Here is a 12413-nt window from a genome sequence, read left to right as displayed (position 1 = left end):
CCTCGCTTCCAAATCAGTTCCAACTATGGTGCAGGAAAAGTTAACGAAATCTTGGCAGCCGCAACCAATTCTTAATCAAGTTCAGCGGCCTGATGTCACATGTCGTGTCTCGGACACGGGTGTAACCGCCTTTCCTTCGCCAAACCAGCTGATCACATTCTGCGCCACAAGGTCCGCCATCGCGCGGCGGGTGTGCTGCGAAGCCGAGCCAACATGGGGCAGCAGGGAAGCATTCTCGCATTCAAGAAGTGCTTGCGGCACATTTGGTTCGTCAGCGAAAACGTCCAGACCGGCAGCCATGATGGTCCCGCTCTTCAAGGCTTGAGCCAGAGCTTCCTCATCCACCGTGCTTCCGCGCCCGATATTGACGAAAATGCCATCCGGTCCGAGCGCCTTCAGCACATCGGCGTTGACAGCCTTGGCCGTCTGAGGTGTTCCCGGTGCGACTGAAATCAATGTATCCACTGCCCCGGCGAGCTCGAGCAGCGAGCCATGGTATTCATAGGATACGCCATCGACCCTGCTACGGTTGAAATAGCTGACCGGCAGACCGAATGCCTCAATACGGCGGGCAATGGCAAGGCCGATCCGCCCCATGCCGAATATGCCGACCTTGCGCCCTCTCAGGCTGCCGCGCGTGAGCGGATATGCGCCATCGCTCTTCCATTTTCCGGCGCGCAGGTAGTTCTCCGCCTTCGGCAATTCGCGCGTCGCGTTGATGAGCAGGCCGATGGCCGTGTCGGCGACCTCCTCGGTCAGCACATCGGGGGTGTTGGTGACCATGACGCCCTTCTTGCCCGCGTGGCCCGCATCCACTGCATCGTAACCCACGCCGAAATTCGCGATGATTTCCAGATTAGGCAAGGCATCGATGAAGGCCGCGTCAACGGCGCCAGATGCGGCGATGGCCCGGAAATTCTGTGCGTCATCCGGGGGCAGCGCTGAAGCATCGGCCTTGGAAAGGCGAGTGACCTGGAAGTTCTCCTCCAGCCGCTTCACCGCGTGCTCATGGAGATTGCCCACTACCAGAACATGCACATCCTGAATATCGGCCATCTGCCCCTCCCTCATCCGTGATTGCAAAGCTGGCGCTTACGATAGGCGGGCGCACCGAGGATGGAAAGGGCTGCAAGCTGGCGATTGGTACGCTGCCAGATCACGAAATCACGCCTGGCCATTGCGTATACATTCAGCTTGTGCATTATTTGTTTCGAGACTCGAAAAAAATAATCGGGCCTCAACTCGCAATCGTCGCGAGCCTGGGAGGAATATATGTATATCGGGCTGGACCTCGGCACATCCGGGGTAAAGGCGCTGCTGATCGACGACGCGCAGAAGATTGTCGGTTCGGCCAATGCCCCGCTTGAAGTTTCGCGTCCCCATTCCGGCTGGTCGGAGCAGAACCCGCAGGATTGGCTGGATGCGACAGCGGAGGCACTAAGCGAACTGAAGAAGTCTCATCCTGCCGAAATGGGCAAGGTGAGCGGGATCGGCCTTTCCGGTCAGATGCACGGTGCAACTCTGCTTGATGCGTCTGACAAGCCGTTGCGCCCCTGCATTCTTTGGAACGACACGCGTTCTCACGTCGAAGCAGCGGCGCTGGACGCTGACCCCAAGTTCCGCAAGCTCACCGGCAATATCGTGTTTCCCGGCTTCACAGCTCCCAAGCTTGCCTGGGTAAAATCCAATGAGCCAGACATCTTCGCAGCCACGCGAAAGGTGCTTCTGCCGAAGGATTATCTGCGGCTTTGGCTCACGGGCGAACATGTCTCGGAGATGTCCGATGCAGCCGGAACGGCCTGGCTTGATGTTGAGAAGCGTCGGTGGGACGCCTCTCTTCTTGCCGCGACTGCTCTTGACGAAAGCCACATGCCACGCCTGGTCGAAGGGACGGAAGTGTCGGGCAGCCTCCGTCGCGAATTGTGCGAACGCTTCGGTTTTGACAATGCCCCGGTTGTCGCCGGTGGAGCCGGCGATAATGCAGCATCTGCTTGCGGTGCTGGAACGGTGGCGCCGGGCTCGGCCTTCCTTTCGCTTGGAACGTCGGGCGTGCTATTTGCAGCCAATGAAGCCTATCTTCCCAATCCTGAAAGTGCAGTGCATACATTCTGCCATGCACTACCTGGTACCTGGCACCAGATGGGCGTCATCCTCTCGGCGACGGATTCGCTCAACTGGCTCTCGGGCATCACCGGTCGCTCCGCTGGAGAACTGACGGCAGCGCTAGGCGAGAACCTTAAGGCGCCGGGCAGGGCCACATTCGTTCCTTATCTCTCCGGCGAACGCACACCCCACAACGATGCGGCCATCCGCGGCGGCTTCTGCGGCCTTTCCCATCAGGATGATGCCGCTGCACTGACGCAGGCGGTGCTCGAAGGCGTGGCCTTCGCATTCCGAGACAATCTGGAAGCACTCAAAGCGGCAGGCACGACGCTCACGCGGGCTACGGCCATCGGGGGTGGCTCCCGTTCACGCTACTGGCTGAAGGCAATCGCCACCGCTCTGCAGATAGAGCTCGATATCCCGGCCGAAGGAGATTTCGGTGCAGCATTCGGAGCGGCCAGATTGGGCCTGATTGCCGCGAATGGTGGTGATGCTCTTTCGGTCTGCCAGCCGCCCGTCATCACGGAGACCATCGAGCCTGATGAGGCTCTGACCGATGCATTCGAAAATGCCTATCTGCGCTATCGCGCGCTTTATCCAGCCCTTCGAGGAGTAGAACAATGAGCACCGGATTTTTCGGCGATATCGGGCCCATCAAATATGAAGGCCCCGACAGCGACAATGAGCTGGCCTTCCGCCACTACAATCCAGACGAAATCGTCCTGGGAAAGCGCATGGAAGAGCATCTGCGCTTTGCCGTTTGCTACTGGCACAATTTCGTGTGGCCGGGTAACGATCCCTTCGGTGGGCAGACCTTCGAGCGCCCGTGGTTTGGCGAGACGATGGATCTGGCGCGCCTCAAGGCCGATGTGGCCTTCGAGATGTTCGATATTCTGGGTGCGCCCTTCTACACCTTCCACGATCACGACGTGCGTCCGGAAGGCGAGACCTATTCGGAAAGCGTGAAGCGCCTCAACGAGATCGCGGATCATTTCCAAGGCAAGATGGAAGCCGGTGGGCCGAAGCTTCTCTGGGGTACCGCCAACCTCTTCTCCAACCGCCGCTACATGGCGGGTGCCGCCACCAATCCAGACCCGGATGTTTTCGCCTATGCGGCGGCCACGGTGAAGGCCTGCATGGATGTTACCAAGCGGCTGGGCGGCGAGAACTATGTTCTCTGGGGCGGTCGCGAAGGCTACGAGACGCTGCTCAACACCGATATGGGCCGCGAACTCGACCAGCTTGGCCGCTTCCTCTCCATGGTTGTCGACTACAAGCACAAGATCGGCTTTGAAGGCGCGATCCTTGTCGAGCCCAAGCCGCAGGAACCGACCAAGCACCAGTATGACTTCGACGTCGCCACGGTTTATGGCTTCCTCAAGCGCTATGGCCTCGAGAACGAGGTGAAGGTGAATATCGAGCAGGGGCACGCCATTCTTGCCGGGCATTCCTTCGAGCATGAGCTGGCTCTTGCCGGCGCGCTCGGCATTCTCGGCTCCATCGACGTGAACCGAAACGACTATCAATCCGGTTGGGACACCGATCAGTTCCCCAACAATGTGCCCGAAGTTGCGCTCGCCTATTACCAGATCCTTGCCCATGGCGGCTTCACTACGGGCGGCACGAATTTCGACGCCAAGCTGCGCCGCCAGTCACTTGATCCGGTGGACCTCATTGCGGCCCATGTGGGCGGTATGGATGTCTGCGCGCGCGGGTTGAAGGCGGCAGCCAAGATGATCGAGGACGGCGCACTCTCCAACCCGCTCGACGAGCGCTATGCCGGCTGGAACGAGCCAGAAAGCAAGGCCATGCTTAAAGGCGAACGCAGCTTGGAAGAGATCGCGGAGCGCGTCGAACGCGAGAACCTCAACCCGCAGCCCCGCTCCGGACGCCAGGAGCGCCTGGAGAACATCGTCAATCGCTACGTGTGAGTGGTTGAACTTGAAAAAAAAGCCCGGGATGGTGCGGCCATCCCGGGCTTTTCTTTGGTCGTCAGGCGGTTTGCCTAGTTGTAGATCGCCCGCGGTAGCCATGTCGCGATTTCGGGGAAAGCGAACATGATGGCTATGGCCGTAAGCTGCAGGAACACGAAGGGGATGACGCCCTTGTAGATCATCGACGTTGACACCGAGTTCGGCGCCACGCCGCGCAGATAGAAGAGCGCAAATCCGAACGGCGGGGTGAGGAAGCTCGTCTGCAGGTTCACGCCCACCAACACGCCGAGCCACACGGGGTCGACATCGAGTGCGAGCAGGATGGGAGCTGTGATCGGGATCACGATGAAGATGATCTCGAAGGTGTCCAGGATAAAGCCCAGCAGGAACATGATTGCCATGACCACGGCCACTGCCATCAGGGTTCCACCCGGCAGGTTCGACAGGAACTCGTGAACGAGATTGTCGCCACCCATCAGGCGGAAGACGATCGAGAAGACCGACGCGCCAAACAGGATGATGAAGACCATGCAGGTGATGGTGGCGGTCGAGATCACCGCCTCACGCATCATGGTGAAGGAGAGGCGCCAGCGCAGCGCGGCCAGCACCATTGCGCCCACGGCACCGACAGAGGCTGCTTCGGTCGGCGTTGCGATGCCGCCGAGGATCGAGCCGAGAACCGCCATTATCAGAAGCAGCGGAGGCAGGAGAGCGGTGAAGACCTCTCCCAGCAGTGCCTTTTCCTCTTCTGGCGGCACCGGTGTTGCCGGGCAGGATTCGGGATCTGTGAAGGCCTTGAAGATGGTCCAGGCGAGATAGAGGCCGACCAGGAGCACGCCGGGCAACAGGGCTCCGGCGAAGAGATCCCCTACCGAAACGGGTACGGGCGCGAAATTGCCCTTGGCCATCTGCACCTGCGAATTGATGCCCGACAGCATGTCTCCCATGAAGATGAGGACGGTGGAGGGCGGGATGATCTGGCCAAGCGTGCCGGATGCACAGATAACGCCGGATGCTAACCGCGGATCGTAATTGGCGCGCAGCATCGCAGGCAGGGAGATGAGGCCCATGGTCACCACGGTTGCGCCGACAACGCCCGTGGATGCTGCCAAAAGCGCACCCACGATGATGACGGACATGCCGAGGCCACCGCGCAGATTTCCAAACAGCTTGCCCATGGTCAGGAGGAGCTGCTCGGCGATCTTGGAGCGCTCCAGCACCACGCCCATGAAAATGAAGAGCGGTACCGCAACCAGGACTTCATTGGTCATGAAGCCGATATAGCGGTTGGCGAGGCTGCCGAAATTGGACGGGTCGAAGACGCCGAACCACATGCCGACCGCGCCGAACATCAGCGATACGCCAGCAAGCGTGAAGGCCACGGGAAAGCCCAGAAGCAGCATGCCAATAATGCCGAAGAACATGATCCCCGACAGGAATTCACCCAGAATGATCGGATCCATCACGTACCTGCCGTGTGTTCTTCAAAAGTTTCCTGACGCTCATAGCGCAGCTTTTCGGGCAGAAGCTCTTCCTGCCCCGCAAGCACCAGGATGGAGCGCATTGCCATGGCGATGCCCTGCAGGGCGACAAGAACGGCAAAGGCGATGATGAAGCTCTTCAGGATGAACAGCCCTGGCATGCCACCGACATTGGCGGACGCTTCGCTCAAGCGCCAGGAGCGGGAAACGAAGGACCAGCCATAATAGGCAACAATCCAGCAGAATGGCAGGAGAAAGAAGACAACGCCGATCAGGTCGACAATCGCCTTGTTCCGGTTGCTGGCCGGCCGATAGAAGATGTCGACGCGTACATGGTCATTGCGCAGCAGGGCGAAGCCTGCCACCGCCGTGAACATGGCACCGTTCAGCCAGATATAGAGGTCCTGCATCCACACGAAGCTGGTGGAGAAGACATATCGCTGCACGACGACCGTGAAGCAGACGAGCACGATGGCCAGTGCCAGCCATGAGAAAATATTGCCGATCAAGGCATTCAATCCGCTTATCAAGCGGACGAGCAATGCGAGTATTCGCATTTCAACTCCCCCCGTCGCACAGCCGTCTTTTATGCGGCATGTCTGCGATCATCATCATTCTCCCCGATTCCCGGAAAGCAGGTGGTTTTTGCCACATCACCATCCACCTCTGAACGGATAGCGGGCGGGCGTACTTACCAGCTTTGAGAGGATGGCAAAAGTTGTCTGAATCACAAAATCCGGGAGAGTTGGCACAATTGCGTTCCAAAAAGAGTGGGTGACCTGTCGGCTAGGGCTGAAAACCCCGTTCGATCCTGCTGTTACATTCGTTCCGCTTGGCTGGGTTAAAGCTAATAATATTGCCGTAACATAGCCTGTGCGAGGCATGCTCTTGCTGTTTTTTCAAAGCGTTCGAAAAGGTTTGACCTGCAACGAATGCAGGAGAAAACTTTACCCTGCAGCCTTCTAAAGAGGAGCATGGGAGGCTGCAGAGGAGGATAGAATTCATGACGCTGCACGACGTGTCGCTTGATGACAAATATGATCTAACCAAGGAACGCATCTACGTTTCAGGGTCGCAGGCGGTCATCCGAATGTTGCTCATGCAGCGCGAGCGTGATCGCCAGGCAGGGCTGAATACGGCCGGCTTCGTCTCAGGCTATCGCGGTTCTCCTCTCGGCGGCTTCGATCAGCAGCTTTGGAAAGCACGCAAGGAACTTGGCGAGCGTGATGTCGTCTTTCAGCCGGGTCTTAATGAAGAGCTCGCTGCAACGGCGTGTTGGGGCTCACAGCAGACCGAGCTTCTGGGCGAGGGCAAATACGACGGCGTCTTCGCGCTGTGGTACGGCAAGGGTCCGGGCGTAGACCGCACCGGCGACGTCTTCCGCCACGCCAATGCGGCCGGGTCGTCGAAGCATGGCGGCGTTCTCGCATTGATGGGTGACGACCACACGGCGGAGTCGTCCACCGTTGCCAATTCCAGCGAATTCGCCTTTGTCGATGCAATGGTGCCAATCCTCAATCCTGCCGGCGTGCAGGAGCTGATCGATTACGGTCTTTATGGCTATGCGCTGTCGCGCTTTGCCGGCACCTGGACGGCTATCAAATGCGTGAAGGACAATATCGAGTCCACCGCTTCCGTTGATGTCGCCATGGAGCGGTTGAACATCGTACTTCCGGATGTGGATATGCCTGAGGGTGGGCTGAACATCCGTCACGAAGTGAACATGCTTGGCCAGGAGCAGCGGCTTCATGACTACAAGCGTGAGGCGGCCGCAGCCTTCATTACGGCCAATGGCCTCAACCGCATGGTCTACTCAGGCGGGCGCAACGCCAAGATCGGCATCATCACACTTGGAACCAGCTTTCTGGATGTGCGCCAGGCGCTGGATGAGCTGGGCATTGACGAGGAGCGCGCGAACACGATTGGCCTGCGCCTCTTCAAGGTCGCGGCCCCATGGCCCTTCGACTACCAGCACATGGCGCAGTTCATCCAGGGCCTCGATATGGTCATTGTGGTTGAGGAAAAGCGCTCGCTGGTCGAGGTTCAGCTTCGCGAGAACCTGTACGGCACCGCCAATCAGCCAATCATCATCGGCAAGAAGGACGAGCGCGACGAGCGGCTTTTCTCGCCGATGGGCTCGCTCGACATCAACCATATCGCCATCACAATCGGCGAGCGCATTCTCAAGCATATGGGCCATTCCGAAGAGATCGCTGCACGCGTGTCGAAGCTGCGTCAGTTCCAGGCGATGCTGGCCGACACGCAGGACGTGGCTTTGCGTCGTCCGCATTTCTGCTCCGGTTGCCCGCACAACACGTCCACCAATCTGCCGGAAGGCTCCATTGCCGGCGGCGGCATCGGCTGCCACTTCATGGCGCTGTGGATGGAGCGGGGCACAATCGGCTTTACGGCCATGGGTGGCGAAGGCGCGCAGTTCATCGGGCAGGCGCCTTTCACCAAGCGCGAGCATTTCTTCCAGAACCTCGGTGACGGCACCTACAACCATTCCGGCTCGCTGGCGCTGCGTGCGGCGGTCGCGGCTGGGCTGAACGTCACCTACAAGATCCTCTATAATGATGCAGTCGCCATGACCGGCGGACAGCCCCATGAAGGCGGCCTGACCGTGGACATGATCGCCGCCCAGGTGCGTGCGGAAGGCGTCAAGCGTATCGCCGTCGTTTCCGATGAACCGGAAAAGTATGAGGGCAAGATCAGTTTCCCTGCCGGCTCCACCATCCACCACCGGGATGATCTGGACCAGGTGCAGCGAGAGCTGCGCGAGGAAAAGGGCGTCACGGTCCTGCTCTATGATCAGACCTGCGCGGCTGAAAAGCGCCGTCGTCGCAAGCGGGGCACGTTTCCAGATCCGGACAAGCGCGTCATCATCAACGAACTCGTCTGCGAAGGCTGCGGCGACTGCGGCGTCAAATCCAATTGCGTCTCGGTGCAGCCGGTGGAAACCGAATTCGGCCGCAAGCGCACGATCGATCAATCGAGCTGCAACAAGGATTTCTCGTGCGTCAATGGCTTCTGTCCGTCCTTTGTCACCGTGCATGGCGGCAAGCTGAAGAAGGTGAAGGGTGCCACCAATGGCAGCGATCCGCTTGATGGTGTGCCGCCTGCGAAAATCATGCCACTGGGTGTGGGCGGTTGGGCCGGTGTCGTCGATGGTATTGGCGGCACGGGTGTCGTTACCATCGGTGCCATTCTCGGCATGGCCGCGCACATGGAAGGCAAGGGTGCCGGCATCATCGACATGGCTGGCCTTGCCCAGAAGGGTGGCGCGGTATTCTCGCATCTGAAAATCGCAAAGACGCCTGCCGATGTACACTCCATCCGCGTTCCCGCAGGCAAGGCTGATCTCGTGCTTGGCTGCGATCTCGTCGTTTCGGGCGCGCGCAAGGTATTGGCTGCGGTGCGGCACGATCACACGCTTTTCGTAGCCAATACGGCCGAAGTCATGCCCGGCGACTTTGCACGTTCCGCCGACTTCTCGCTGCCTGTTGAGCGGCTGAAAAAGGCCGTGCGCGAGGCGGCCGGTGAAGGACATGCGCATTTCTTTGATGCAACGCGCACGGCGACCGTACTTCTTGGCAATTCCATTGGTGCCAACATGTTCATGCTCGGCATGGCATACCAGCTTGGCGGCATTCCGGTTTCGGACGAAGCCATCGAGAAAGCCATTCACCTCAACGGACAGGCAGTGTCCATGAATATCGCTGCGTTCCGCTGGGGGCGTCGCGCGGCGCACGACCCGGAGCATGTGCGCAAACTGGTGGCAGATGCCGCACCGGCCGCCGGTCGCGAGATTGCCACGAGCCTTGAGGATATCATTGCGCGTCGCGTTGAATTCCTCACCGACTATCAGGACGCTGCCTATGCTGAGCGGTACCGTCAGCGCATCGAGCAGTTGCGACAGGCGGAGGATCGCGCTGTTCCTGGCTCCACGCGTGTTACCGAGCATGCTGCGCGCAATCTGTTCAAGCTCATGGCCATCAAGGATGAATATGAGGTCGCGCGCCTCTACACCGACGGCAGCTTCAAGAAGCAGCTCGAGGGTGCATTCGAGAGCTATGAGAGCCTCGAGTTCCATCTCGCGCCGCCGCTTCTGGCCAAGCGAGACCATGAGGGGCATCTGAAAAAGGCCCGCTACGGACAATGGATGATGAGGGCTTTCGGCGTGCTCGCGCGCTTCCGCAAGCTGCGCGGTACGGCACTTGATCCGTTCGGTCACACGGCCGAGCGCAAGATGGAGCGTCGCCTGCTTGCCGAATATGAAGCCGATCTGGACCTCATCGAGCGAGAGCTCTCAGCCTCCAGGCTTGATGCAGCTGCGGCGCTCGCGGCAGTTCCGGAGCTTATCCGCGGCTATGGGCATGTGAAGGAAGCGCATGTGGAGCGGGCGCAGGCGGAACGTGCACGTCTTGTGGAAAGACTGAAGCAAAATGATCCCGATCCGGTTCTCCACGCCGCCGAATAAGACTGTTAGAAAGGTTTTAACGGCGATTCGGGCACTAAACCTTTCTTAATTCGGTTGTGTAATGCTCTGCTCGTCAATGGGGACGGGCAGTGAAGAAGCAGAAAAGCTATATACCTGAAGACGTCTATGTCGGTTATATCCGCTCGCTCTTTCAGGATGTGGGCGTGCTGCCGCTTGGCGCAGCCTGTTTTGCTGCGATTGCCGTACTACTTTACGTAAAGACGGGTATGACCGCTCATCTTGTGATGGGCGCGCTGATGCTTTTCGCCGGTTTTGCTCGCTATTTCCTGATCACGCGCGTCGATCACGCGCTCATCTCCGACTATCCGTCCGCGCTTCACTGGGAGCAGCGCTACATCATCTGGGGTGCGGTTCACGGCCTGGTAGTGGGGAGCTTTGGCTTCTTTGCCGTTTACTGGAGTCAGGACCCCTTTTCCGAGCTTGCTGCCGTATCGGCCGTGCTTTGCGGCACGATTACCATTGCCGGTCGCAATTACGGCTCGCCGCGCATGGTGTCGATCCTGACATTGACCGTCGTGGCGCCCATTTCAATCGCTCTCGTGCTCAAGGGCGACATTTATCATTTCATCCTGGGCATGTTCATTGCACCTTTCATGATGGTCGTCATGAAGATGGCACGCCTCGTGCGCGAGGTGCTCTTCACGGCCATCAGTGAGCAGGTGCGCTCCTCGCGCCTCGCCCACCGCTTCAACCGTGCCCTCAACACCATGTCGCACGGGCTCATCATGTTCGACGCCAATGGACGCGTGGTTGTTGCCAATGCTCAGGCCGTGGAAACGCTCGGGTTTCAGTCCACCGACCAGGCTGTAGGGCGCAGCCTCCAGGCGCTTCTAGCGCGCGGTGTGGCTGCCGGGCTTCTTGATCGGAAGGAATGCCGTAACGCACAGGTGCAATTGGCATCGGCACTCAGAGAAGGGCGCAATCGAAAGGTTCTGCTGCGTTTGCTGGATGGGCGCCATCTGGAATTTTCTGCGCGTGAGGGACGTGATGAACTGGGAGTTGTGACCTTCGAAGAGGTCACCAGTCGCATTCAGGCGGAAGAGAAAATCCGGTTCATGGCCCGCTATGACAATCTCACCGGTCTGCCCAACCGGGCATATTTCCATGAGCTCGTCAGCGATCTGATGCAGTCGGGCGATCAGAAGCGTTACTGCGCACTGGCGGTTTTCGATCTTGATGATTTCAAGTCCATCAATGACACGCTGGGCCATCCGGTCGGTGACGGCCTGATCTATGCCGTCGGCGAGCGCCTTTCCGAAATCGCTGGCGATGACGTCCGCGTCAGCCGTTTTGGCGGTGACGAGTTCATGATCTATTTCGATCGTCTGGATGGTCGTGAAGATCTCTCCATGCGGATGGAGGCCATTCTCGAGCATCTCAACGGCGAAGTTGATGTGACCGGTCATATGCTTCGCGTGCAGGCCAGCTGCGGCGCGGCCATTTCGCGGGCCAGTGACGCGACTGTTGATGAGCTGACCGTAAAGGCCGATCTCGCACTCTACCAGGCGAAGGATCTTGGAAAGAACGGCTGGCGCCTGTTCGAGCAGGAGATGGATGCGGCTTTCCGCAACCGCCAGACGCTGAAGGCAGATTTGCGCAATGCGATTGAGACGCGGGCTCTGCGCGTCGTTTTTCAGCCCATCGTGGATATGCACACCATGCAGATCGCGGGCAGTGAGGCGCTTTGCCGTTGGCACCATCCCGAGCTTGGGCCAATCTCGCCAGCCATCTTCATTCCGCTTGCCGAAGAAATGGGCATTGTCTCCGACATCACCGCAATGGTGCTCGACACATCCTGCCGCGAATGCGCCACCTGGCCCGACCATCTGCGTGTTTCGGTCAATCTGTCCGCCAAGGATTTTCACGATCCCACCGTGGTCGACAAGGTACGCCAAGTCCTGGAGGCGACAGGCCTTGATCCTGCTCGACTGGAGATTGAAGTCACCGAAACGGCATTGCTGGATGATCAGCAGGCCACGCGTGAATATCTGCAGGCATTGAAGGGGTTGGGCGTCAGCATTGCGCTGGACGATTTCGGCACCGGCTATTCAAGCCTGAGCTATCTGCACACGCTGCCGCTTGACAAGGTCAAGATCGATGGCAGCTTTGTTGCTGACATCACTACTGACGAGCGTTCGCTCAAGCTGATCACCGGTGTTGTGGAGCTGTCGCGCAATCTTGGCCTGGCGATCACTGTCGAGGGTGTCGAAACCTTCGGCCAGTTGAAGACGCTTTCCGTTGCTGTACAGCCTGATCTGGTACAGGGCTTCCTCTTCGGCTCGGCACTGAGCGCTTCGGGTATCAAGACCATGTCCCAGTCGAGCTGGGCGCTTGGCAGCGAACTGCAAAAGGCGCTTCTGCCAGCGCGCGCCTGACCGATTTTCATCTCAACCA

The 12413-nt window shown here is 59.0% G+C and carries 8 protein-coding genes; 4 read left to right on the top strand and 4 right to left on the bottom strand.

The genetic code is table 11. The features are described 5' to 3' along the window. Positions 1 to 81 precede the first annotated feature (81 nt). Both WA367_RS14955 and WA367_RS14950 read right to left on the bottom strand, forming a co-directional pair. Positions 82 to 1056: a 2-hydroxyacid dehydrogenase gene (locus tag WA367_RS14955; RefSeq protein ID WP_336057574.1), complete on the bottom strand. Its 975-nt coding sequence runs from the start codon at positions 1054 to 1056 to the stop codon at positions 82 to 84. A gap of 11 nt (positions 1057 to 1067) precedes the next feature. Further along, positions 1068 to 1202 carry a hypothetical protein gene (locus WA367_RS14950; RefSeq protein ID WP_336057573.1) on the bottom strand — a complete coding sequence of 45 codons (135 nt, stop codon included), beginning with the start codon at positions 1200 to 1202 and terminating at the stop codon, positions 1068 to 1070. 70 nt (positions 1203 to 1272) lie between these two features. Here WA367_RS14950 and xylB point away from each other — a divergent pair, with 70 nt between their 5' ends. Both xylB and xylA read left to right on the top strand, forming a co-directional pair. After that, positions 1273 to 2727 (top strand): xylulokinase, encoded by a 1455-nt coding sequence (gene xylB / locus WA367_RS14945; RefSeq protein WP_336057572.1) that lies wholly within the window; start codon positions 1273 to 1275, stop codon positions 2725 to 2727. After that, a complete protein-coding gene (xylA, locus tag WA367_RS14940) occupies positions 2724 to 4034 on the top strand; it encodes a xylose isomerase (RefSeq protein ID WP_336057571.1) in 1311 nt (436 codons plus the stop codon). Before xylB ends, xylA begins: the two co-directional genes overlap by 4 nt. Before the next feature lie 74 nt (positions 4035 to 4108). Here the strand turns inward: xylA and WA367_RS14935 are convergent, their stop codons facing one another. Further along, complete coding sequence (locus tag WA367_RS14935) at positions 4109 to 5500, bottom strand: TRAP transporter large permease (RefSeq protein ID WP_336057570.1); 1392 nt, start codon at positions 5498 to 5500, stop codon at positions 4109 to 4111. Next, positions 5500 to 6075: a TRAP transporter small permease subunit gene (locus WA367_RS14930; RefSeq protein WP_336057569.1), complete on the bottom strand. Its 576-nt coding sequence runs from the start codon at positions 6073 to 6075 to the stop codon at positions 5500 to 5502. The genes WA367_RS14935 and WA367_RS14930 overlap by 1 nt, the downstream gene beginning before the upstream one ends. A 446-nt stretch (positions 6076 to 6521) precedes the next feature. Between WA367_RS14930 and WA367_RS14925 the strand changes: the two genes are divergently transcribed. Continuing rightward, positions 6522 to 9998, top strand: coding sequence for an indolepyruvate ferredoxin oxidoreductase family protein (locus WA367_RS14925; protein WP_336057568.1), 3477 nt, complete (start codon positions 6522 to 6524; stop codon positions 9996 to 9998). 89 nt (positions 9999 to 10087) lie between these two features. Then, positions 10088 to 12394 carry a putative bifunctional diguanylate cyclase/phosphodiesterase gene (locus tag WA367_RS14920; protein WP_336057567.1) on the top strand — a complete coding sequence of 769 codons (2307 nt, stop codon included), beginning with the start codon at positions 10088 to 10090 and terminating at the stop codon, positions 12392 to 12394. Positions 12395 to 12413: the final 19 nt, after the last annotated feature.

The sequence above is a fragment of the Nitratireductor sp. CH_MIT9313-5 genome, assembly GCF_037029545.1.
Taxonomy (GTDB): Bacteria; Pseudomonadota; Alphaproteobacteria; order Rhizobiales; family Rhizobiaceae; genus Chelativorans.
Note: the sequence above shows the minus strand (reverse complement) of the source record. Positions and strands in the feature narration are given on the sequence as shown.